At 67.0% G+C, this 21,861-nt stretch carries 21 protein-coding genes; 18 read left to right on the top strand and 3 right to left on the bottom strand.

Annotation, left to right across the window (positions count from 1 at the left end):
• Positions 1–17: 17 nt before the first annotated feature.
• The 7 genes from betI to C6Y53_RS01505 all read left to right on the top strand — a co-directional run bounded on the left by betI (position 18) and on the right by C6Y53_RS01505 (position 6,999).
• Positions 18–587, top strand: a complete 570-nt coding sequence (betI, locus tag C6Y53_RS01535) for a choline-binding transcriptional repressor BetI (RefSeq protein WP_106473897.1) — start codon at positions 18–20, stop codon at positions 585–587.
• Between the two features lie 26 nt (positions 588–613).
• Positions 614–2,146, top strand: a complete 1,533-nt coding sequence (gene betC / locus C6Y53_RS01530; RefSeq protein WP_244614988.1) for a choline-sulfatase — start codon at positions 614–616, stop codon at positions 2,144–2,146.
• A complete protein-coding gene (gene betB, locus C6Y53_RS01525) occupies positions 2,143–3,600 on the top strand; it encodes a betaine-aldehyde dehydrogenase (RefSeq protein ID WP_106470828.1) in 1,458 nt (485 codons plus the stop codon). The genes betC and betB overlap by 4 nt, the downstream gene beginning before the upstream one ends.
• Complete coding sequence (locus tag C6Y53_RS01520; RefSeq protein ID WP_106470827.1) at positions 3,600–4,259, top strand: glutathione S-transferase family protein; 660 nt, start codon at positions 3,600–3,602, stop codon at positions 4,257–4,259. Before betB ends, C6Y53_RS01520 begins: the two co-directional genes overlap by 1 nt.
• Complete coding sequence (betA, locus tag C6Y53_RS01515) at positions 4,259–5,917, top strand: choline dehydrogenase (protein ID WP_106470826.1); 1,659 nt, start codon at positions 4,259–4,261, stop codon at positions 5,915–5,917. Before C6Y53_RS01520 ends, betA begins: the two co-directional genes overlap by 1 nt.
• A 66-nt stretch (positions 5,918–5,983) precedes the next feature.
• Positions 5,984–6,667, top strand: a complete 684-nt coding sequence (locus C6Y53_RS01510; protein WP_106470825.1) for a thermonuclease family protein — start codon at positions 5,984–5,986, stop codon at positions 6,665–6,667.
• Positions 6,668–6,759: 92 nt separating this feature from the next.
• Positions 6,760–6,999, top strand: coding sequence for an HP1242/YdcH family protein (locus tag C6Y53_RS01505; RefSeq protein WP_106470824.1), 240 nt, complete (start codon positions 6,760–6,762; stop codon positions 6,997–6,999).
• Between the two features lie 102 nt (positions 7,000–7,101).
• On the opposite strand, the gene C6Y53_RS01500 is transcribed toward C6Y53_RS01505, so the two are convergent.
• Together C6Y53_RS01500 and C6Y53_RS01495 are read right to left on the bottom strand one after the other, a co-directional pair.
• Positions 7,102–8,505, bottom strand: coding sequence for a helix-turn-helix domain-containing protein (locus tag C6Y53_RS01500; RefSeq protein ID WP_106470823.1), 1,404 nt, complete (start codon positions 8,503–8,505; stop codon positions 7,102–7,104).
• A gap of 99 nt (positions 8,506–8,604) precedes the next feature.
• Entirely contained in the window at positions 8,605–9,819 is a 1,215-nt protein-coding gene (locus C6Y53_RS01495; RefSeq protein ID WP_106470822.1) for a multidrug effflux MFS transporter, read from the bottom strand.
• A gap of 183 nt (positions 9,820–10,002) precedes the next feature.
• Here C6Y53_RS01495 and C6Y53_RS01490 point away from each other — a divergent pair, with 183 nt between their 5' ends.
• The 6 genes from C6Y53_RS01490 to C6Y53_RS20895 all read left to right on the top strand — a co-directional run bounded on the left by C6Y53_RS01490 (position 10,003) and on the right by C6Y53_RS20895 (position 16,054).
• A complete protein-coding gene (locus C6Y53_RS01490) occupies positions 10,003–11,535 on the top strand; it encodes an acyl-CoA carboxylase subunit beta (protein ID WP_106470821.1) in 1,533 nt (510 codons plus the stop codon).
• A 72-nt stretch (positions 11,536–11,607) separates the two neighbouring features.
• Positions 11,608–12,042, top strand: coding sequence for a DUF6497 family protein (locus C6Y53_RS01485; protein WP_244614917.1), 435 nt, complete (start codon positions 11,608–11,610; stop codon positions 12,040–12,042).
• A gap of 20 nt (positions 12,043–12,062) precedes the next feature.
• Positions 12,063–12,431 (top strand): hypothetical protein, encoded by a 369-nt coding sequence (locus C6Y53_RS01480; protein WP_106473895.1) that lies wholly within the window; start codon positions 12,063–12,065, stop codon positions 12,429–12,431.
• Between the two features lie 343 nt (positions 12,432–12,774).
• Complete coding sequence (locus C6Y53_RS01475) at positions 12,775–12,996, top strand: hypothetical protein (RefSeq protein WP_106473894.1); 222 nt, start codon at positions 12,775–12,777, stop codon at positions 12,994–12,996.
• A 120-nt stretch (positions 12,997–13,116) separates the two neighbouring features.
• A complete protein-coding gene (locus C6Y53_RS01470) occupies positions 13,117–15,162 on the top strand; it encodes an acetyl-CoA carboxylase biotin carboxylase subunit (protein WP_106470820.1) in 2,046 nt (681 codons plus the stop codon).
• A gap of 10 nt (positions 15,163–15,172) precedes the next feature.
• On the top strand, positions 15,173–16,054 hold the full coding sequence (locus C6Y53_RS20895) for a hypothetical protein (RefSeq protein WP_106470819.1): 882 nt from the start codon (positions 15,173–15,175) through the stop codon (positions 16,052–16,054).
• Between the two features lie 189 nt (positions 16,055–16,243).
• Here the strand turns inward: C6Y53_RS20895 and C6Y53_RS01460 are convergent, their stop codons facing one another.
• On the bottom strand, positions 16,244–16,687 hold the full coding sequence (locus C6Y53_RS01460) for a DUF4174 domain-containing protein (RefSeq protein ID WP_106470818.1): 444 nt from the start codon (positions 16,685–16,687) through the stop codon (positions 16,244–16,246).
• 113 nt (positions 16,688–16,800) lie between these two features.
• On the opposite strand from C6Y53_RS01460, the gene scpA reads away from it, so the two are divergent.
• From scpA to C6Y53_RS01435, 5 genes are all read left to right on the top strand, one after another.
• A complete protein-coding gene (gene scpA / locus C6Y53_RS01455) occupies positions 16,801–18,927 on the top strand; it encodes a methylmalonyl-CoA mutase (RefSeq protein ID WP_106470817.1) in 2,127 nt (708 codons plus the stop codon).
• Positions 18,928–19,013: 86 nt separating this feature from the next.
• On the top strand, positions 19,014–19,622 hold the full coding sequence (locus C6Y53_RS01450) for a VOC family protein (protein WP_106470816.1): 609 nt from the start codon (positions 19,014–19,016) through the stop codon (positions 19,620–19,622).
• On the top strand, positions 19,619–20,143 hold the full coding sequence (locus tag C6Y53_RS01445; protein ID WP_106470815.1) for a GNAT family N-acetyltransferase: 525 nt from the start codon (positions 19,619–19,621) through the stop codon (positions 20,141–20,143). Before C6Y53_RS01450 ends, C6Y53_RS01445 begins: the two co-directional genes overlap by 4 nt.
• A 9-nt stretch (positions 20,144–20,152) precedes the next feature.
• The gene (locus tag C6Y53_RS01440; protein WP_106470814.1) at positions 20,153–20,833 is read left to right on the top strand and encodes a molecular chaperone DjiA; all 681 of its coding nucleotides are present in this window, start codon (positions 20,153–20,155) and stop codon (positions 20,831–20,833) included.
• Entirely contained in the window at positions 20,834–21,850 is a 1,017-nt protein-coding gene (locus C6Y53_RS01435; RefSeq protein ID WP_106470813.1) for an endonuclease/exonuclease/phosphatase family protein, read from the top strand.
• Positions 21,851–21,861: the final 11 nt, after the last annotated feature.

Below are 21,861 nucleotides of genomic sequence, written 5' to 3'. Positions count from 1 at the left end.
TGACCGGAGGTGCGCCGATGCCGAAACTGGGAATGGAACCGATCCGGCGCGAAGCGTTGGTCCAGGCCACGATCGCCGAGATCGGGGCGGCCGGGTCGCTGGATGTCACCGTCAGCCAGATCGCCCGGCGCGCCGGCATGTCGAGCGCGCTGGCCCATCACTATTTCGGCGGCAAGGACCAGATCTTTCTCGCCGCGATGCGCCGGATCCTGCTCGATTTCGGGGCCGAGGTGCGTTCGGAACTGGCCACCGCCGCCCCGCGCGGCCGGGCGGCGGCGATCATCCGGGCCTGTTTCGCGCCCTCCTGTTTCGATCCCGCCACGATCAGCGCCTGGATGAGCTTCTACGTCATGGCCCAGGCCAACGCGGAGGCGCTGCGGCTGTGGCGCATCTACCAGCGGCGGCTGCATTCGAACCTGGCCCATGCCCTGCGGCCGGGCTGCGCCGATCCGCGTGATGCGGCCCGCACGCTGGTCGCCTTGATCGATGGCCTCTATATCCGCGCCGCGCTGCACCCCTCCGAATCGCCCGATGCCGCCACCGCCCGCGCCCTGCGGGTGCTGGCCATGCTGGAAAACCGCCCGTGACCTCCGCCCCGAACATCCTGATCGTGATGGTGGACCAGCTGAACGGCACGCTGTTCCCCGACGGCCCCGCCGACTGGCTGCACACGCCCAACCTGAAACGGCTGGCGGACCGGTCGGTGCGGTTTGCCAACAGCTATACCGCCAGCCCGCTCTGCGCGCCGGGGCGGGCCGCGTTCATGTCGGGGCAATTGCCGTCCCGCAACGGCGTCTATGACAACGCGGCCGAATTCCGCAGCGACATCCCCACCTATGCCCACCACCTGCGCCGCGCCGGCTACGCCACCTGCCTGTCCGGCAAGATGCACTTTGTCGGCCCCGACCAGCTGCACGGGTTCGAACAGCGCCTGACGACCGATATCTACCCGGCCGATTTCGGCTGGACGCCGGACTACCGCAAGCCCGGCGAACGGATCGACTGGTGGTATCACAACCTGGGGTCGGTCACCGGGGCGGGCGTGGCCGAGATCACCAACCAGCTGGAATATGACGACGATGTGGCCCATCACGCGCGGGCCTGGCTCCATGACCGGGCGCGCGGCAATGACGACCGGCCCTGGTGCCTCACGGTCAGCTTCACCCACCCCCACGACCCCTATGTGGCCCGGCGCGACTACTGGGATCTCTACGCGGGGTGCGAACACCTGCTGCCAGAGGTTCCCGCCATCGCGTATGAGGATCACGACCCCCACGCGCAGCGCATCTTCGACGCCAATGACTGGCGCGGCTACGCCATATCGGACGAGGATATCGCCCGGTCCCGGCGGGCCTATTTCGCCAATATCTCCTATCTCGACACGCAGATCGGGTCGCTGCTGTCGCTGCTCGACCGGACCGGGCAGGAGGCTATCGTGCTGTTCCTGTCCGATCACGGCGACATGCTGGGCGAGCGCGGCCTGTGGTTCAAGATGAGCTTCCGCGAAGGCTCGGCGCGGGTGCCGCTGATGATCGCGGCGCCGGGCGTGGAACCGGGCCGGATCGACACCCCGGTCTCGACGCTGGACGTGGTGCCGACACTGGCGGAACTCGCGGGCCTGCACTTGGGCGATATTGCCGGTTGGGTCGATGGCCAAAGCCTGCTGCCGCTGATGCAGGGGCAGGGGCGCGACGCGCCGGTGGCGATGGAATATGCCGCCGAAGCCTCGGTCGCGCCGCTGGTCGGCCTGTGCCGCGGGCGCTGGAAATACACCGCCTGCGCTGCCGATCCCGAACAGCTGTTCGACCTGGACCGCGACCCGCGGGAACTGCACAACTGCGCGGCCGACCCGGCCCATGCCGAAACGCTCGCCGCCTTTCGCGCCGAGGCAGGCGCGCGCTGGGATCTCGACCGGTTCGATGCGCAGGTGCGGGCAAGCCAGGCCCGCCGCCTGCTGGTCTATGATGCGCTGCGCCGGGGTGGCCACTACCCGTGGGACTACCAGCCGCTGCAACGCGCCAGCGAACGCTACATGCGCAACCATCTCGACCTGAACGACCTCGAGGACAGGCAGCGGGCGCCGCGCGCTGTCCAGCCCCGTCCTCTTGCCAGAAATATCCCCGCCGGAGGCAAAAAATCCCGATGACCTACCCGACCCAGCCCAAAGCCAGCCATTTCATCGACGGCGCCTATGTCGAGGACGACACCGGCACGCCGATCGAGGTGATCTGTCCCGCCACCGGCGCGGTGATCGCCACCGTGCACGAGGCCACCCCGGCCATCGTCGACCGCGCGATCGCGTCTGCCCGCGCGGCACAGGCGGCCTGGGCGGCGATGACCGGCACCGAACGCGGGCGGATCCTGCGCCGCGCCGCCGCGATCATGCGCGACCGCAATCACGACCTGTCGGTACTGGAAACGCGCGATACCGGCAAACCCTACCAGGAAACCTCGGTGGCCGACGCCACCAGCGGCGCCGATGCGCTGGAGTATTTTGGTGGCATGGCGGCGACCCTGACCGGGCAGCATATCCCGCTGGGCGAAAACTGGGCCTATACGAGGCGCGAGCCGCTGGGGCTGTGCGTGGGGATCGGGGCCTGGAACTACCCGACCCAGATCGCCTGCTGGAAGGGCGCGCCGGCGCTGGCCTGTGGCAACGCGATGATCTTCAAACCGTCTGAAACCACGCCGCTCTGCGCCTTGAAGGTGGCCGAGATCCTGCACGAGGCCGGGCTTCCCGCCGGGCTCTACAACGTGATCCAGGGGCGCGGCGCGGTGGGGGCGTCGCTGGTCGGGGACGCGCGGGTGGACAAGGTGTCGCTGACCGGGTCGGTGCCCACCGGGCGCAAGGTCTATGCCGCCGCCGCCGCCGGCATCAAGCATGTCACCATGGAACTGGGCGGCAAGTCGCCGTTGCTGGTCTTTGACGATGCCGATCTCGACAGCGCGGTGTCCGGCGCGATCCTGGGCAATTTCTATTCCTCCGGCCAGGTCTGTTCCAACGGCACGCGGGTTTTCGTGCAGAACGGCATGCGCGAGGCGTTCCTGGCCCGGCTGGCCGAACGGCTGCGCGGCGTGGTGATCGGCGACCCGCTGGACCCGGCGGTGAATTTCGGCCCGATGGTCAGCGAGGCACAGATGAACATCGTGCTGGGCTATGTCGAACAGGGCCGGGCCGAAGGCGCGCGGCTGGTCTGCGGCGGCGGGCGCATCGACCGCCCCGGGTTCTACCTGGAACCCACGGTGTTCGCGGACGTGACCGACGACATGGTGATCGCCCGCGAGGAAATCTTCGGCCCGGTCATGGCGGTGCTGGGGTTCGACACCGAGGACGAGGCGATCGCGCGCGCCAATGCGACCGAGTTCGGCCTCGCCGCCGGGGTGTTCACCTCTGATCTGGCCCGGGCGCACCGGGTCGCGGCGGCGTTCGAGGCGGGCACCTGTTTCATCAACTCCTACAATGACGCCCCGGTCGAGGTGCCGTTCGGCGGTGCCAAGCTGTCGGGCGTGGGGCGCGAAAACGCCGCTGCCGCGATCGAGCATTATTCGCAGCTCAAATCGGTTTTCGTGCGCATGGGTGCGCTGGAGGCACCGTTCTGATGGCGGGCGGGATCACGGTTTACGGGCGCGCGACCTCGTCCAACGTGCAGGCGGTGATGTGGGGCCTGGCCGAACTGGGCCTGACGGCGGAACGGCTCGATTACGGCCATGTGCATGGCGGGCTGGACACGCCCGAGTTCCGCGCCCTGAACCCGCACGGGCTGGTGCCGGTGCTGTGCGACGGTGACCTGACGGTCTGGGAAAGCTGCGCGATCCTGCGCTATCTCGCCGCGCGCTACGGTGATGGCGGTGCCGTCTGGCCGGCGGACCCGGTTGCGTGTGCGCAGGTGGACATGTGGGCCGAATGGGCCAAGCTGTCGCTTGCCACGGCCTTTACCGGGCCGATTTTCTGGGCGCGTGTGCGCACCGCCGCGAAGGGCCGAGACGAGGCCGCGCTGCTGGCCGCGGTGGCGGCGTTCGAAGGCGAACTGGCCAGGCTGGATGCGGCGCTGACCGGCCGCGATTTCGTGGCGGGACCGGCATTCAGCCTCGCCGATATCGTTGCCGGTCACATCATGTATCGCTATTATGATATTGATATACCTAGGCAACGCCTCGAAAACGTGGCCCGCTGGTATGACCGGATTTCGGCCCGGCCCGGCTTTCGCGATCACGTCATGGTCGATTATGCCATTCTGGCCCACCCGGACGCCCGATGATGGAGGCCGATTTCGTCATCGTCGGAGCCGGGTCCGCCGGCTGTGCGCTCGCGTATCGCCTGAGCGAGGCTGGTGCCTCGGTGCTGGTGATCGAACATGGCGGCACCGATGCCGGCCCGTTCATCCAGATGCCCGCCGCGCTGAGCTATCCGATGAACATGGCACGCTACGACTGGGGGTATCGCTCGGAACCCGAACCGCACCTGAACAACCGCCGGCTGGTCTGCCCGCGCGGCAAGGTCATCGGCGGTTCGTCCTCGATCAACGGCATGGTCTATGTCCGTGGCCACGCGATGGATTTCGACCACTGGGCCGAAAGCGGGGCCGAGGGCTGGGCCTATGCCGACGTGCTGCCCTATTTCAGGCGGATGGAGCATTGGCATGACGGCGGCCATGGCGGCGATCCGCGCTGGCGCGGCACCGACGGGCCGCTGCATGTGACCCGCGGGCCGCGGGCGAACCCGCTGTTTCATGCCTTTGTCGAGGCGGGGCAACAGGCGGGATACCAGGTCACCGGCGACTATAACGGCGAGAAACAGGAAGGCTTCGGCCCGATGGAACAGACCGTCTGGAAGGGGCGGCGCTGGTCGGCGGCCAATGCCTATCTGCGCCCGGCGCTGTCCCGGCCCAACTGCGATCTGCTGCGCGGCCTGGCCACGCGCGTGGTGATCGAGGACGGGCGCGCGACCGGGGTCGAGATCACCCGCGCGGGCAGGCCCGAAATCGTGCGCGCGCGCCGCGAGGTGATCCTCGCCGCCAGTTCGATCAACTCGCCCAAGCTGCTGATGCTGTCGGGCATCGGCCCCGCCGCGCATCTGGCCGGGCACGGTATCGAGGTGCTGGCCGACAGGCCCGGCGTCGGCGGCAACCTGCAGGATCATTTGGAACTCTATATCCAGATGGCCGCCAGCCAGCCGGTCACGCTCTACAAGCACTGGAACCTCGCCAGCAAGGCGCTGATCGGGGCGCAGTGGCTGTTCACCGGCACCGGGCTGGGCGCGTCCAACCAGTTCGAAAGCGCGGCCTTCATCCGGTCGCGGGCGGGGATCGCCTATCCGGATATCCAGTATCATTTCCTGCCCATCGCGGTGCGATATGACGGCAAGGCCGCCGCCGAGGGCCACGGGTTCCAGGCCCATGTCGGGCCGATGCGATCGAAAAGCCGGGGCCGGGTGTCGCTGCGGTCCGGCCGGGCCGGGGATGCGCCGGTGATCCGCTTCAACTACATGTCCCATGACAGCGACTGGGACGAGTTCCGCACCTGTATCCGGCTGACCCGCGAGATCTTTGCCCAGCCGGCATTTGCACCCTTCGCGGGGCACGAGATCCAGCCGGGCGCGGAATTGCAGAGCGACGATGACCTCGACGGGTTCATCGCCGATCATGCCGAGAGCGCCTTTCATCCCTGCGGAACCTGCCGGATGGGCCGGGCCGACGACCCGGAGGCGGTGGTGGACCGGGCCGGCCGGGTGATCGGCATCGAGGCGTTGCGGGTGGCGGACAGTTCGATATTTCCGCGCATCACCAATGGCAACCTGAACGCGCCGTCGATCATGGTGGGTGAAAAGATCTCGGATCATGTCCTGGGCCGCGCCCCGCTGCCACGCGCGAATGACAGCCCGTGGATACATCCCCGATGGGAGACCGCCCAGCGGTAGGACCTGACCGGATTTTTCTGCACGCGTCCGATTGCGCGGGCGGCACGCGCTGCCCATATTAACCGGATGTTAAGAGTTTGTACCGCCTTCGTTCTGGCAACGATGCCCGTCGCGCACCTCGTCGCCGCTCCGGCGGTCACCGGGGTGATCGAGGTCGTCGATGCCGATACCTGGGATGTGGGCGGCGCGCGGGTGCGCCTGCACGGGATCGACGCGCCCGAGGCGGCGCAGACCTGCAGACGCGCCGACGGTTCGTCCTGGCGCTGCGGCGACTGGGCTACCCGGCAGACGCGGCTGCGGTTCCAGGGCCGCCACGCGGTGTGCACGCCGGTGGATACCGACCGCTATGGCCGGATCGTGGCGCGCTGCATGGTCGGCGGCCGGGATGCCGGGCGCGAACTGGTGGCCGAGGGCGTGGCCTTTGCCTTTCGCCGGTACTCGATGGATTACGATCTGGACGAAAAGGGCGCGGCGGTGAATGCGCGCGGGTTGCACGCCGGGCAGGTGCAGCGCCCGTCCGATTACCGCGCGGCCCGGCGCGATGCGGGGGCGGCGGCCGCGCAGCAGGTCGCGGCCGCGAATGCGGGCTGTCCGATCAAGGGCAACGTCTCGTCCAAGGGCGCGCGCATCTATCACATGCCGGGGCAACAGCATTACGACCGGACGCGCATCAACCCGGCAAAGGGGGAACGCTGGTTCTGTTCCGAAGCCGAGGCACGGGCCGCGGGCTGGCGGCGGGCGCGCCGATAAAGTTGTGGATCCGGCTCCGGTTTGACCGGAGTCAAGGAACCGGATCGCGCGGCGTGGAAATCTCGGACGAAACCGCGACATAGGAGAATCGCATGTCCCACACTCCGCACGAACTGGCCGAGGAATTCCCCGACAAGATCGACCTGATGAGCCGCCTGAAACGGGAAGACGCGCATTTCGCCCGGCTGGCCGACGAATATCATGAGATCAACCGCACGGTGCATCGCGCCGAGACGAATGTCGAGCCGATCGAGGATCTGGCCGAGGTGGAACTGCGCAAGAAACGGGCGCTGCTGAAGGACCAGATCTGGACCATGCTGTCGGACGGCTGACCCGGAACATGGCGGCATTGCGCGAGACACCGCCCGGCAAGCAGGCTGTTTGCCGGGCGGTTGCACGGTCGTGACCCGCTGGCCGTCATCGGCGCGGATGGCTCAGCCGACCCGATAGGGCAGGATGCCGCGTTCATTGGCCTCGACGGTCAGCCTGCGTTCCAGCGGCGGCACCGATCTCTGGTGACAGTCGCGCCGTTCGCAGATGCGGCAGGAAATGCCGATCGGCTCATAGGCATTGGCGTTGTCGATATCGAGATTGTCCGCATAGACCAGCGATCCGGCGTGGCGGACCTCGCAACCCAGCGCGATGGCATAGCGGCGGACGGGCGCACCCCATGATCCGCCCGGTTTCGATACGTCCCGGGCGAGGTTGACATAGCGCACGCCGTCCGGGGTTTCGGCCAGCTGGCGCAGGAACCGGCCCGGCGTCTCGAAGGCCCGATGCACGTTCCACAGCGGGCAGGCACCGCCGAACCGGGCGAATTGCAGCCGCGTGGCGGAATGGCGCTTGGTGATCGTCCCGGCCTGGTCCACGCGGGCAAAGAAGAACGGCACCCCCTTGGCGCCTGGCCGCTGCAAGGTCGACAGTCGATGGGCCACCTGTTCGATCGAGGCGCCGAATTCCAGGCTCAGCCGTTCGAGGTCGTGTCGGTGGTCCTGAGCCGCGGCGAGAAAGGCGCCGTAGGGCATCATCGCCGCGCCGGCATAATAATTCGCCAGGCCGATCTTGGCGATTGCACGGGCCTCCTCGCTCTGGAACCGGGCGAAGTCGAGCGTGGCTTCGAGCAGCGCATCCTGTCGCAGCAGCGCCACTTGCAGCAGCATCTGGAACAGCTGGGTTTCGGGCGGCACGCGGGCGGACAGCCGCAGCACCCGGCTGTCCGGATCGTAGAGCCGCAGCGGCGCCATGTCGGCGGTCTGCACCTCGATGCCGCGATCCGAGAGCTGGGCCAGCGCCGCCTGCCGCACCGGCTCGACGCCGGTCGCGGGACCACCGGCAAAACGTTCGGCGGCGCGATCCACCGCGTCGATGTAATTGTCGCAATAGTGGAAGAAATCGCGCACCTCGTCCCAGGGGCTGGCCTGGATGCGGGCATCCTCGCGCCCCAGCGCCTCGTCCAGCGATGCCAGCCGTTCATGGCTCTGCCGGTAGGACCGGTGCAGTTCGAGAAAGGCCCGCGCCAGCGCCGGGGCGTTCGAGGCGGCCAGCCGCAGATCCGCCAGCGGCGGCATCGCGTCGGCAAAGACGGGATCGGCCAGCGCCTCGCGCATGTCCGACACCATCCGTTCGCTGTCGCCGCTGGACAGTTCGGTCACGTCCATGCCGAATTCCTGCGCCAGCGCCAGCACCACGGTCGTGCTGACCGGGCGGTTGTTGTTCTCCATCTGGTTCAGGTATGGCAGGGAAACGCCCAGTTTCGCGGCGAAATCCTTCTGGGTCAGTGCCAGCCGCGTGCGCATCTCGCGCAGCTTGGCCCCGGCATAGAGCTTGCGGTTTCGCATGGCGGCCCCATCCTGTGTTTGCGGGTTTGCAACGCGGGCAGCCTAGATTTGCAAAGCGCCGCGCGCAAGATGTGCTGCGGGATGGAACTGCGGGAAGGATCAGAGGCCCAGCCTGCGCTCGCGCCGGATCACCACGATGATGGCCCAGACGCCGGCGATCCCGGTCAGCCCCATCAGAACCAGCAGTGGCAGCGCCCCGGTGGCGGGTGTCAGCAGGGCGCCCGCCAGCGCGCTGAGCGCGGCGCCGCCGCCCAGCATGATCGCCCCCGACAGCCCCGATGCGGTTCCGGCCAGATGCGGGCGCACCGACAGCGCGCCGGCGGTGGCATTGGGGATCGACATCCCGTTGCCCAAGCCCACGAGCGTCATCAGGCCGAAGAACGTATAGGGCGACCCCAGCCCGGCCAGCAGGATGGACAGGTTCAGTCCGACGCCCACGCAGTTGATCAGGCAGCCCCACAGCACCATGCGGTTGACCCCGATCCGGACCGAGAACCGTCCCGAGATCCCGTTGCCGAGGAAATACCCCACCGCGGGCGCACCGAAGAACAGGCCGAGCGTCCCGGGGTCCATGCCGAACACGGTCATGCCGACGAAAGGCGCGCCGCCGAGATAGGCAAAGAAGGTGCCCGACGACAGCGCGGAGGCCAGCGAATAGCCCCAGAACCGCGTCGACAGCAGCAGTTCCGGGTATTCGCGGAACTGCTGGCCAAGGGTCAGCCCGCTGCGATGCGCGGTTTCGCCGAAATCCGACCAGGCCAGCGCCAGCGTGGCCAGCCCAAGCAGCACCAGCAGCCAGAAATTGGCCTGCCAGCCAAAGGCCTCATCCAGCACGCCGCCGATGGCCGGGCCGATCATCGGCACCACCGCCATGCCCATGGTCACATAGCCGATCATGCTCGCGGCTTCGTTTTCCGAATACATGTCCCGGACCGCGGCGCGGCTTAGAACCATGCCCACGGCGACGGTGGTCTGCGCCATCCGGAACGCCAGGAATATGCCGGGCGTGGGGGCAAAGATGCAGCCCAGCGTCGCCAGCAGGAACAACCCGACCCCCCACAGGATCACCGGCCGCCGGCCGAGCTGGTCGGCAATCGGGCCGATCGCGACCTGCAGGATCGCATTGCTGCCCAGGTAGAGCGCGACCGACAGCTGCATGACGCGATAGTCGGTGCCGAAATACTCGGCCATGCGGGGCAGGCTGGGCAGGAACACGTTCATCGCCAGCGCCGACAGCCCCGATAGCAGGATCAGCGTGGCGACATGCGGCGGGCTGCGCCGATTGAGGAATCTTTTTTCTACAGGGCTGGGCATGGCGGGTGACTGCAATCAAGAACAACTTGGCGCCGGTGTCCACGGGTTGAGATGTTAATTAGCTAATTAGCATATTTGCTGGGCATGATTTGCAGGTATTTGCAAATATGCCAATTCCGGCTTTGGGTCGGCCGGTTCAGCCTGTATTGTCTCGCGAAACCGAACCAACGGGGATCTTCCGCCATGAAGGACATACTTGCCGAACTCGAAACCCGCCGCGAGGATGCACGGCTCGGTGGGGGTCAGCGCCGCATCGATGCCCAGCACGGCCGTGGAAAGCTCACCGCGCGGGAACGAATCGAACTGCTCCTGGACGAGGACAGTTTCGAAGAATTCGACATGTTCGTGGCCCATCGCTGCACCGATTTCGGGATGCAGGACCAGAAACCCGCCGGTGACGGCGTGGTCACGGGCTGGGGGACCATCAACGGGCGCATGGTCTATGTGTTCAGCCAGGATTTCACCGTTTTCGGCGGGTCGCTGTCCGAAACCCATGCCCAGAAGATCTGCAAGATCATGGATATGGCGGTGCAGAACGGGGCTCCGGTCATCGGCATCAACGATTCCGGCGGCGCCCGCATCCAGGAAGGCGTGGCCAGCCTCGCGGGCTATGCCGAGGTGTTCCAGCGCAACATCATGGCCTCGGGCGTGGTGCCGCAGATCTCGGTGATCATGGGCCCCTGCGCGGGCGGAGCGGTCTATTCGCCGGCGATGACCGATTTCATCTTCATGGTGAAGGACACGTCCTACATGTTCGTGACCGGCCCGGACGTGGTGAAGACGGTCACCAACGAGGTGGTCACCGCCGAGGAACTGGGCGGCGCATCGACGCATACCCGCAAGTCCAGCGTTGCCGACGGCGCGTTCGAGAACGATGTCGAGGCGCTGGCCGAAGTGCGTCGCCTGGTCGATTTCCTGCCGCTCAACAACCGCGAAAAGCCCCCGGTGCGGCCGTTCTTCGACGATCCGGACCGGCTCGAATCGAGCCTCGACACGCTGGTGCCGGAGAACCCGAACACGCCCTACGACATGAAGGAACTGATCCTGAAACTGGCGGACGAGGGCGATTTCTACGAGATCCAGGAAGACTACGCCAAGAACATCGTCACCGGGTTCATCCGGCTCGAAGGGCAGACCGTCGGTGTCGTGGCCAACCAGCCGATGGTGCTGGCCGGGTGCCTGGATATCGACAGCAGCCGCAAGGCGGCCCGGTTCGTCCGGTTCTGCGACTGTTTCGAGATCCCGATCCTCACCTTCGTCGACGTGCCCGGGTTCCTGCCCGGCACCAGCCAGGAATATGGCGGGGTGATCAAACACGGCGCCAAGCTGCTCTTTGCCTATGGCGAGGCGACGGTGCCCAAGGTCACGGTCATCACCCGCAAGGCCTATGGCGGCGCCTATGACGTGATGGCCTCGAAACACCTGCGCGGCGATTTCAACTATGCCTGGCCCACCGCCGAGATCGCGGTGATGGGGGCCAAGGGCGCGACCGAGATCATCCATCGCGCCGACCTGGGCGATGCCGACAAGATCGCGGCCCATGCGAAGGATTACGAGGATCGATTCGCGAACCCGTTCGTCGCCGCCGAGCGCGGTTTCATCGACGAGGTGATCATGCCCCATTCCACGCGCCGGCGGGTTGCGCGGGCATTTGCGTCGCTGCGCGGGAAACAGGTGACGAACCCCTGGAAGAAGCATGACAACATCCCGCTCTAGGCGGGATCCCGGCGGGCCTGTCATGCCGTGCGGCGGGTGCCGTGCGGCAACGGGAGCAGAGGAACCAAGTCGATGACACAGCGCAGGATCGCAACGCAGCTGTTGGGCGCGGCCCTGGGTCTGCTGCCGGGCATGGCCGTGGCGCAGTCCGAGGCTCAGTCTGCGGCGCAGCCCGTCGCCGTGCCGTCGGGGCAGCAGGTGACGCTGACGCAGGTTCTGATCGAGGAACAGAGCACCGGTGGGCCGCTGGCCCGGTTCCGGTTCCTCGCGCCCCGGATCGCCGAGAGCGGGGGCGACATCGCCCCAGACCAGGCTGCCGCCGACATGGATCACCTGTGCAAGGCGCTGGTGTTGCCCTATCTGGCCCAATACGCGCTGGAGCCGGACCGGGTGGTAATCTCGCTGTCGGACCGTGAGGTGCCGTTTGGCAAATCGGTGCCCGAGGCGACCCAGTTCTTCGAGGCCTACAGGCCCGGGCCGCAGGGCTGCGTGTGGGAGGAATTCTGATGGCCGGCAAACGCGCGGACATGGTCAAGCATCGCGGGTTTCCGGGCCGGCTGCCCGGCACCGATTACCAATTCACCATCCGCCGCGCCAATCCGCGCGGGGTGACGCCGCTGGTGCGCCGTGAACGCCATGCCGACCGCAAGCCGGCGGACCGCCGGGCCGATGCCGCCTTTCTGGCCGCGCTCTGGGAACATTTCGGTGCGGACCCCTTCGTGCGCGGGAACCTGGACGCCGGCCGGCTGAGCTGGCTGTTCGGCCGCGAGGTGGTTCCGGCCGAGGACCACTTTGATTCGGCCAGCTATGATTCGCTGCTCGTGATCGATTCGGCGGTGGCCCGGGTCAGCTTCCCCGAGGTGGTTGCGATCAATTATGGCGGGGAATCGGCATGATTGCGCAACCTATGGGCGAATATAGGCGGAAAGCCGCCGATGTAATAACGATTCTAAATACACGCTTGGCGCGAAACTTACCTTACGTCAACGTGGTGGGTGCGTGGGATGCGGCCATTTCCGTGTCTCCCGCAGACCACCTATTCCGTACCCTTATCCTTGTCGGGTCGGTTCGAAACTCAAGCTTCGAACCGCCCGACCTTTTTTTTCGCCGACGCATCGGACCGGATCGGCGGGCTGCCGCGCAGATTGCCGCGCCCCTGCTGTCTGGCTTTGACGCCGCCGGTGCAATGGGCAATGCCGTGGATGCAAACGTAAAAGCACCACGAAAAGGATGGGCAGGATGCAGGCAGATCGAAAATTCGCGCGGCGGCTTCTGGCCGGGCTGGCGCTGTGCGGCACACTCGCCGCCTGCGGCGAAACGGTCGGGGAACGCGCGCTCTATGGCGGCACGGCAGGCGCGGTGGGGGCGGCCGTGCTCAATGGCAACCTCGCGCTCGGCGCGGTGGGCGGCGCGGCCGCAAACATGCTCTATTGCGATCTCTATCCCGGCCGCTGTCGGTAGGATTGCCGCGCAGGGTCCCGCCTGCGCCGACATCACGATGACTTCACGCAGCGCCGCTGCGGGCCGGCCGGCCCGCAGCGGCGCCATGCGTTTGACACATATTCAGACAAAGGACGCCACATGTTCGACAAGATCCTGATCGCCAACCGGGGTGAAATCGCCTGCCGTGTCATCAAGACCGCCCGCAAGATGGGTATCGGGACGGTCGCGGTCTATTCGGACGCGGACAAGAATGCCCTGCATGTCGAGATGGCCGACGAAGCGGTACGGATCGGCCCGCCACCGGCGAACCAGTCCTATATCGTCATCGACAACGTGATGGCCGCGATCCGCGAAACCGGCGCCCAGGCGGTGCATCCCGGTTACGGGTTCCTGTCCGAGAATGCCCGCTTTGCCGAGGCGCTCGAGGCCGAAGGCGTTGCCTTTGTCGGCCCCCCCAAGGGCGCGATCGAGGCGATGGGCGACAAGATCACCTCGAAGAAGATCGCGCAGGAGGCGGGGGTCTCCACGGTGCCGGGCTATATGGGCCTGATCGAGGATGCCGACGAGGCGGTGAAGATCTCGAACGACATCGGCTATCCGGTCATGATCAAGGCCAGCGCCGGCGGCGGCGGCAAGGGCATGCGGATCGCCTGGAACGATCAGGAGGCGCGCGAGGGCTTCCAGAGCTCCAGGAACGAAGCGGCCAACAGTTTCGGCGACGACCGCATCTTCATCGAGAAATTCGTCACCCAGCCGCGCCATATCGAGATCCAGGTGCTGTGCGACAGCCACGGCAACGGCGTCTATCTGGGCGAACGCGAATGCTCGATCCAGCGCCGCAACCAGAAGGTGGTCGAAGAGGCGCCCAGCCCGTTCCTCGACCCCGAAACCCGCAGGGCGATGGGCGAACAGGCGGTCGCGCTGGCCAAGGCGGTCGGCTATGCCAGCGCCGGCACGGTCGAATTCATCGTCGACGGGAACAAGAATTTCTATTTCCTCGAAATGAACACCCGCCTGCAGGTGGAACACCCGGTGACCGAACTGATCACCGGCGTGGACCTGGTGGAACAGATGATCCGCGTGGCCGCGGGCGAGAAATTGTCGATCACGCAGGACGATGTGCAGCTGAACGGCTGGGCGATCGAGAACCGGCTCTATGCCGAGGACCCCTATCGCAACTTCCTGCCGTCGATCGGTCGGCTGAGCCGCTATCGTCCGCCGTCGGAAACCGCCGCGGGGCCGTTGCTGGACAATGGCAAATGGCAGGGCGATGCGCCCGAGGGACCGACCGCCGTGCGCAACGACACCGGCGTGTTCGAGGGCGGCGAGATCTCGATGTATTACGACCCGATGATCGCCAAGCTCTGCACCTGGGCGCCGGACCGCGCGCAGGCGATCGAGGCGATGCGGGTGGCGCTGGACGGTTTCGAACTGGAAGGGATCGGTCACAACCTGCCGTTCCTGTCGGCGGTGATGGATCATCCGAAATTCATCTCGGGCGACATGACCACGGCCTTCATCGCCGAGGAATATCCCGACGGGTTCGAAGGGGTCGAACTGGACGGGGATACCCTGCGCCGCATCGCGGCGTCGGCGGCGGCCATGTATCGCGTCGCCGAGATCCGCCGCACCCGCGTCTCGGGACGGATGGACAACCATGAACGCAAGGTCGGCAAGCACTGGGTGGTGACGCTGCAGGGCCAGGACTTTGCCGTGAAGGTCAAGGCCGACAAGAAGGGATCGACGATCCGGTTCGAGGATGGAACCCGGCTGCGCGTGACCTCGGACTGGACGCCGGGCGACAGCCTGGCCCGGCTCGACGTGGATGGCGCGCCCCTGGTGCTGAAGGTGGACAAGATCACCAGCGGCTATCGGGTGCGGTCGCGGGGGGCCGATCTCAAGGTGCATGTGCGCAGCCCGCGCCAGGCGGAACTGGCCCGGCTGATGCCCGAAAAACTGCCGCCGGACACGTCGCGGATGCTGCTCTGCCCGATGCCCGGCCTGATCGTGAAGGTCGATGTCGAGGTCGGCGACGAGGTGCAGGAAGGGCAGGCGCTCTGCACCGTCGAGGCGATGAAGATGGAAAACATCCTGCGCGCCGAGAAGAAAGGCGTGGTGGCCCGGATCAACGCGGGGGCCGGCGACAGCCTGGCGGTGGACGACGTGATCATGGAGTTCGAATAGCGGCCCGCGCATGGATCAGCGCAGCAGGATAATCGCGACGCTGGTGCTGGCGGTGCTTCTGGTGCCGCTGGCGCAGCGGCTCGCGCCCGCGGGCGGCGGCGGGATCGCCGAGGGCATGGCGGCGGTGGTGCTGGCGCTGGCGATCCATTTCATCTGGGCGGGCTCGTTGCTGGCGCGGGTGTTCGGGCGGGTGCTGATGGCCCTGGTCCCGCTGGTGGCGCTGGCGGGGCTCACCGTCTACTGGATCGCGCGGCGGGTGCCGGACGATCTGGCGTTCAAGGCCGCGCTGATCACCGGCACGGTGATCGCCACCGGCTGGGTGGCGACATGGGTGGCGACCGAATACCAGCGCGACCGGGAACGCGCCCGCACCCGGCGCGAAGTGCTCTATGCGCTGCGGTCCGAGATCTTCACCGCGTTCCAGACCCTCGATTCGATCGACTGGCTGGACAACGCGCGGCATGTTCAGGGGGCGATTGCCGATGGGGGCGACGACGAGAACACGCGCTATCACCCGTTTGTCGGCACCGAAAGCCCGCCGATTGTGTTCAAGACGGTGTCGGGGTCGATCAACCTGCTGCCCGAACCCGCGCTCGAACCGGTGCTGCGGTTCTATTCTGCGCTCAACGACCTGGCCACGCTGGGGTCGGACATGCGCAGCGACCGGTTCATCGAACTGGATACCGGGCGGCGAATCGCCGGGCATGCCCGCCTGACCGATACGCGGATCGCCACCCTGAAATGGGCGATCCAGTCGCTGATCGCCATCAACACCGCGCTGGGCATCGAACATCCCGAGCGGATCAAGCGCGACGGCAACAACGCGCAGCTGGTCATCAGGCAACGCAACGGGCGCTACGTCGTCGAAGTCGTCGCTGACGTCAGAGAGTGAAAAGGGGTCGGGATGTCAGAAATCGCCGCCAGATCCCGGATTGCCGGGGGATTTTTCGGACTGTTTCGGTTGATACGTCATATCTCGGTCCTCCCACAATCGTCGGCCGGGTGGCGGGATGCCCCCGTGCCTGATCCAAATGTAGGCGCGCAGGGCAAAGAAATCAATAACGACCCGTGGCGGCCGCGATCAGCCGTCGCCGCGCCGTTCCTCGACCTCGCGCTGGCGTTCCGGCAGCTTGTCGATGGTCCGGCTGAGTTCGCGCACCGTCCAGGGCAGCGGTTTGCGCAGCAGCACCTTGCCGTCCTTGCCGACCAGCACCAGCATGAACCCGCGCGGGCGCAGCCTGGACCGCAGCGGCGATTTCTGCGCCGGATCGGTATCGGACAGCACCACCACGTCGCGATCGAGCAGCATCGCCATGCCGTCGCGCAGATACTCGATCTGTTCGCCATAGCGCGGATCGGCGGGGCTGTCGGCAAAGACGATCACCGGCCGGTTGGTCCACAGGAAATCCGACAGCTCGGTGTCTCCCGCCGGGCGGATCATCGCCGCCGCGTCCTGCGCCTCTTCGGCGGCAAGGGTGGCAGCGGGCAGCAGGCAGGCGAGAACAAGGGCACAGAACCGTTTCATAGCATTGAATATAGACGCGCGGACAGTGATTGCGACCGCTCATTTCAACCCGCGCGACCGACCGCATGCAGGGGCCTGTTGCCCCGCGACCCCATGACCGAGAGGAACAGACCATGACGAATACCGACGATTGGCGCGCGCTGGCCGAAAAGGAACTGCGTGGCCGCCCGCTGGACGACCTGACCCACGAAACGCTGGAAGGCATCGCGGTCAAGCCGCTCTATACCGGAGCGGACACCGCCGAACTGCCGCATATGGGCAGCCTGCCGGGGATCGGCCCGTTCACGCGCGGGGTCAAGGCGACCATGTATGCGGGCCGGCCCTGGACGATCCGGCAATATGCGGGCTTTTCGACCGCCGAGGAATCCAACGCGTTCTACCGCCGCAACCTGGCCGCCGGGCAGCAGGGGGTGTCGGTGGCCTTCGACCTGGCCACGCACCGGGGCTATGACAGCGACCACCCGCGCGTGGTGGGCGATGTGGGCAAGGCCGGCGTCGCCATCGACAGCGTCGAGGACATGAAGATCCTGTTCGACGGCATTCCGCTGGACAAGGTGTCGGTGTCGATGACCATGAACGGCGCGGTGATCCCGGTCCTGGCCAGCTTCATCGTCGCGGGCGAGGAACAGGGCCATGACAAGTCGCTGCTCGCCGGCACGATCCAGAACGACATCCTCAAGGAGTTCATGGTCCGCAACACCTATATCTACCCGCCCGGGCCGAGCATGCGGATCATTTCCGACATCATCGGCTACACCTCGGAAAACATGCCGAAATTCAACTCGATCTCGATCTCGGGCTATCACATGCAGGAGGCCGGCGCGAACCTCGTGCAGGAACTGGCCTACACGCTGGCGGACGGCCGCGAATATGTGCGCGCGGCGATGAACGCGGGCATGGATGTGGACCAGTTCGCGGGCCGGCTGAGTTTCTTCTTCGCCATCGGCATGAATTTCTTCATGGAGGCCGCCAAGCTGCGCGCGGCGCGGCTGCTCTGGCACCGGATCATGACCGGTTTCGGGGCGAAATCGGAACGGTCCAAGATGCTGCGCACCCATTGCCAGACCTCCGGGGTCAGCCTGCAGGAGCAGGACCCCTACAACAACGTCGTGCGCACCGCCTATGAGGCGATGGCCGCGGCACTGGGGGGAACGCAGTCGCTGCACACGAACGCGCTGGACGAGGCGATTGCGCTGCCGACCGATTTCAGCGCCCGCATCGCGCGCAACACGCAGCTGATCCTGCAGGAGGAAACCGGCATCACCAACGTGGTCGATCCGCTGGCCGGCTCCTACTATGTCGAAAGCCTGACCCATGAACTGGCCGAGAAGGCCTGGGCGCTGATCGTGGAGGTCGAGGAGATGGGCGGCATGACCAAGGCGGTCGAAAGCGGCATGCCCAAGCTGCGCATCGAGGAAACCGCGGCGCGGCGGCAGGCGATGATCGACCGTGGCGAGGAGGTGATCGTCGGGGTCAACAAGTACCGGCTGGAAAAGGAAGACCCGATCGACATTCTCGACGTGGACAACGTGGCGGTGCGCGAGGCGCAGGTGGCCCGGCTGGAAAAGATCCGCGCCACCCGGGACGAAAGCGCCTGCGCCGCGGCGCTGGACGAACTCACGCGCCGCGCGGGCGAAGGCGGCAACATACTGGAAGCGGCGGTCGAAGCCGCGCGGGCACGGGCAACGGTCGGGGAGATCAGCATGGCAATGGAAAAGCAGTTCGGCCGGCATCGTGCCGAGGTCAAGACGCTGGCCGGTGTCTACGGCGCGGCCTATGAGGGCGACGAGGGCTTTGCCGAGATCCAGGCCGCGGTCGAGGGCTTTGCCGCCGATGAAGGCCGCCGCCCGCGGATGCTGGTGGTCAAGATGGGCCAGGACGGTCACGACCGGGGCGCCAAGGTGATCGCGACCGCCTTTGCCGATATCGGGTTCGACGTCGATGTGGGGCCGCTGTTCCAGACCCCGGAGGAGGCCGCGCAGGATGCCGTCGACAATGACGTGCATGTGGTCGGGATCTCGTCGCAGGCGGCGGGCCACAAGACGCTGGCGCCGCAGCTGGTCGAGGCGCTGAAGGCGGCCGGCGCGGAGGATATCATCGTGATCTGCGGCGGGGTGATCCCGCAGCAGGACTACGCGTTCCTGCGCGAGCACGGGGTCAAGGCAATTTTCGGGCCGGGGACCAATATCCCGCAGGCGGCGCTGGATATCCTGAAGCTGATCCGCGCGGCGCGGGCCTAGGGCGGGGGAGGGGGCTGTCTGCCCCCTCTGTCCCTGCGGGGCATTCACCCCCGAGGATATTTCCGGCAAGAGGAAGGGAACGCGCGATGCACCTGGATCATCTGGCGGTGGCCGGCGAGACGTTGGAGGCGGCGGCGGCCCATGTGGAGGCGGCGCTGGGCGTGGCGATGCAGCCGGGCGGCCGCCACGCGCGGTTCGGCACGCATAACCGGTTGCTCGGGCTGGAGGGCGGTCTCTATCTCGAGGCGATCGCGGTCGATCCCGATGCCCCGGCGCCCGGCCGGCCGCGCTGGTTCGGGCTGGACGGGTTCGCGGGGGGGCCGCGGCTGGGCAACTGGATCTGCCGGGTGGACGATCTGGAGGCGGCGCTGGCGGCGTTGCCCCTGGCCGGTGAACCGGTCGAGCTTGAGCGCGGCGATCTGCGCTGGTGCATGGCGGTGCCGCGGGGTGGTGCCCTGCCGTTCGACAACCTGTTCCCGGCGCTGATCCGGTGGCGCGGCGAACTGCACCCGGCGTCGATGCTGGCCGGGTCGGGCTGCGCCCTGAAACGGCTGGTCGTGATCCATCCCGAGGCAGGCGCGCTGCGCGATCTGCTGGAAGTGTTGGACGATCCGCGTATCGTGTTCGAGCCGGGCGATGTCCCGACCCTGGCGGCGGAGGTCGATACGCCGCACGGGGCGCGGGTGTTGCGGTGAGGGTCCGGCCGGCCCGGCGCGGCGATGCGGGGGCGGTCTGCGCGCTCTGGAACGCGGTGATCCGGGACACCATGATCACCTTTACCACGGCGGAGAAAACCGAAGCGGCCCTGGCCGGTCTGATCGCGGAACGGGCTGGCGCGTTCCTCGTGGCGGAAACCGGCGGGCGGGTCGGAGGTTTTGCCAGTTTCGGTGCGTTCCGCGCCGGGCCGGGATATGCGCGGACCGCCGAGCATACGATCATGCTGGCCCCGGAGATGCGGCGGCTGGGGATGGGGCGGGCCCTGATGGAGGCGCTGGAGCAGCGCGCGCGCCGCGCCGGGATACATGTGCTGGTCGGCGCCATCAGCAGTGAAAACGCGGGCGGCATCGCCTTTCACCGCGCGCTGGGGTTCGCGCAGGTGGGCGTGATGCCGCAGGTGGGGCGCAAGGGGGGGCGGTGGCTCGACCTTGTGCTGATGCAGAAAATTCTGCCGGTTTCGCGGGAAGATGGCGCTGACAGGGTGCATGGCGCGGGGTAGGGTGCCCCCATGTCGATCTGGACCCGGATAAGCGATGCGCTGGAGGCGCTGAGGCGTGGCGACAGCCTGACGCAGGTGTTCGAGCGCCTGCGCACGCCGCCCGAACGGTCGGTCGCCTTTGCCATCGCGGTGATCGCGCTGGGGGCCAAGATGGCCAAGGCCGACGGCCAGGTCACGCGGGACGAGGTGACGGCCTTTCGCGAGGTGTTCCATATCGCGCAGGAGGACGAGGACGGGGCCGCCAGGGTGTTCAACATGGCGCGCACGGATATCGCCGGATACGAGGATTATGCCCGGTCGATCGGGCGCATGTTCGCCGACGATCCCGACACGCTGAAGGACCTGATGGAAGGCCTGTTCCACATCGCGATGGCGGATGGGTTCTACCACCCGAACGAAAACGAGTTTCTCGCGGAGGTGGCCGAGATCTTCGGGATGCCCGGGCCGGACTTCGTGGCGCTGCGGGCGCGGTTCGTGCCCGATGCCAGCCCCGATCCCTACATGGTGCTGGGGGTGAACCCCGACACCCCGATGGACGAGATCCGGCAGGCGTGGCGGCGGCTGGTGCGCGAAACCCATCCCGACGCGATGATCGCGCGCGGGGTGCCCGAGGAGGCGGTGCGCCTGGCCGAGAAGCGGATGATCGACATCAACCGCGCTTGGGATGAAATCAGCGCCGGGACCGGATAGATGCGGCTGGCGACCTACAATGTCGAATGGTTCACCAACCTGTTCGACGACAATGACAAGCTGCTGCTGGATGACGGGTGGTCGGGGCGGCGGGACGTGACGCGGGCGGCGCAGATCGAGGCGCTGGCCAAGGTGTTCACGGCGCTCGATGCGGATGCGGTGATGGTGATCGAGGCGCCGAATACCGGCCGGCGGCGCGACACGGTCCGCGCGCTGGAAGGGTTCGCCGCCGCTTTCGATCTGCGCGTCCGGCGCACGGTGATGGGTTTTGCCAACACCACGCACCAGGAAATCGCGCTGATGTACGACCCCGATGCCCTGAGCGCATGTCACGATCCCCGCGGCGACGAGGTCGGCCGCAAGGGGAGCCGGGACGCGCCGCGATTCGACGGCACCTTTCGCATCGACCTGGATATCGACGCGCAGGAGGACCTGGTGCAGTTCTCGAAACCGCCGCTGGAGCTTGCCGTCGAGACCGCCGGCGGGTTCGGGTTCCGGTTGATCGGGGCGCATCTGAAATCCAAGGCGCCGCACGGCGCGGAGAGCCCGCAGGCGGTGATGCGCCTGTCGATCGCCAACCGGCGCAAGCAACTGGCACAGGCGATCTGGCTGCGTGGGCGGATCGACATGCACCTGGCCGAGACCACGCCGGTGATGCTGATGGGCGATCTCAATGACGGGCCAGGGCTGGACGAATACGAACACCTGTTCGGACGGTCCTCGGTCGAGATCCTGCTGGGCGGCGACATGTTCGACCCGCATGCAAAACAAGCCACCCGGCGGCGGCCGGGCGCCGCGGTTCCCTCGACCGCGCGGTTCCACCTGCGCGACCAGGGGCGATACCTGTCGGCGCTGCTCGATTACATCATGGTGTCACCCGAACTGATGGCGCGGCGACCGGCCTGGCGCATCTGGCACCCGTTCGAGGATGCCCGCTGCTGGCAGATGCCGGACCTGTGCGACGCGCTGCTGACCGCGTCGGATCATTTCCCGGTCACGCTCGATATCGATATCTGAGCTTGGTTCCG

It is taken from the genome of Pukyongiella litopenaei, assembly GCF_003008555.2.
GTDB classification, from domain to species: domain Bacteria; phylum Pseudomonadota; class Alphaproteobacteria; order Rhodobacterales; family Rhodobacteraceae; genus Pukyongiella; species Pukyongiella litopenaei.
Note: the sequence above shows the minus strand (reverse complement) of the source record. Positions and strands in the feature narration are given on the sequence as shown.

Bases quoted from the DNA above. Each gene is read 5' to 3' on its own strand.
- C6Y53_RS01500 (WP_106470823.1), bottom strand. From the start codon at position 8,505: ATGCGAAACCGCAAGCTCTATGCCGGGGCCAAGCTGCGCGAGATGCGC.
- betB (WP_106470828.1), top strand. From the start codon at position 2,143: ATGACCTACCCGACCCAGCCCAAAGCCAGCCATTTCATCGACGGCGCC.
- scpA (WP_106470817.1), top strand. From the start codon at position 16,801: ATGACGAATACCGACGATTGGCGCGCGCTGGCCGAAAAGGAACTGCGT.
- C6Y53_RS01520 (WP_106470827.1), top strand. From the start codon at position 3,600: ATGGCGGGCGGGATCACGGTTTACGGGCGCGCGACCTCGTCCAACGTG.
- C6Y53_RS01460 (WP_106470818.1), bottom strand. From the start codon at position 16,687: ATGAAACGGTTCTGTGCCCTTGTTCTCGCCTGCCTGCTGCCCGCTGCC.
- C6Y53_RS01510 (WP_106470825.1), top strand. From the start codon at position 5,984: ATGTTAAGAGTTTGTACCGCCTTCGTTCTGGCAACGATGCCCGTCGCG.
- C6Y53_RS01470 (WP_106470820.1), top strand. From the start codon at position 13,117: ATGTTCGACAAGATCCTGATCGCCAACCGGGGTGAAATCGCCTGCCGT.
- C6Y53_RS01450 (WP_106470816.1), top strand. From the start codon at position 19,014: ATGCACCTGGATCATCTGGCGGTGGCCGGCGAGACGTTGGAGGCGGCG.
- C6Y53_RS01505 (WP_106470824.1), top strand. From the start codon at position 6,760: ATGTCCCACACTCCGCACGAACTGGCCGAGGAATTCCCCGACAAGATC.
- C6Y53_RS01485 (WP_244614917.1), top strand. From the start codon at position 11,608: ATGACACAGCGCAGGATCGCAACGCAGCTGTTGGGCGCGGCCCTGGGT.
- betC (WP_244614988.1), top strand. From the start codon at position 614: ATGGTGGACCAGCTGAACGGCACGCTGTTCCCCGACGGCCCCGCCGAC.
- betI (WP_106473897.1), top strand. From the start codon at position 18: ATGCCGAAACTGGGAATGGAACCGATCCGGCGCGAAGCGTTGGTCCAG.
- C6Y53_RS01475 (WP_106473894.1), top strand. From the start codon at position 12,775: ATGCAGGCAGATCGAAAATTCGCGCGGCGGCTTCTGGCCGGGCTGGCG.
- C6Y53_RS01435 (WP_106470813.1), top strand. From the start codon at position 20,834: ATGCGGCTGGCGACCTACAATGTCGAATGGTTCACCAACCTGTTCGAC.
- C6Y53_RS01480 (WP_106473895.1), top strand. From the start codon at position 12,063: ATGGTCAAGCATCGCGGGTTTCCGGGCCGGCTGCCCGGCACCGATTAC.
- C6Y53_RS01495 (WP_106470822.1), bottom strand. From the start codon at position 9,819: ATGCCCAGCCCTGTAGAAAAAAGATTCCTCAATCGGCGCAGCCCGCCG.
- C6Y53_RS20895 (WP_106470819.1), top strand. From the start codon at position 15,173: ATGGATCAGCGCAGCAGGATAATCGCGACGCTGGTGCTGGCGGTGCTT.
- C6Y53_RS01490 (WP_106470821.1), top strand. From the start codon at position 10,003: ATGAAGGACATACTTGCCGAACTCGAAACCCGCCGCGAGGATGCACGG.
- C6Y53_RS01440 (WP_106470814.1), top strand. From the start codon at position 20,153: ATGTCGATCTGGACCCGGATAAGCGATGCGCTGGAGGCGCTGAGGCGT.
- betA (WP_106470826.1), top strand. From the start codon at position 4,259: ATGGAGGCCGATTTCGTCATCGTCGGAGCCGGGTCCGCCGGCTGTGCG.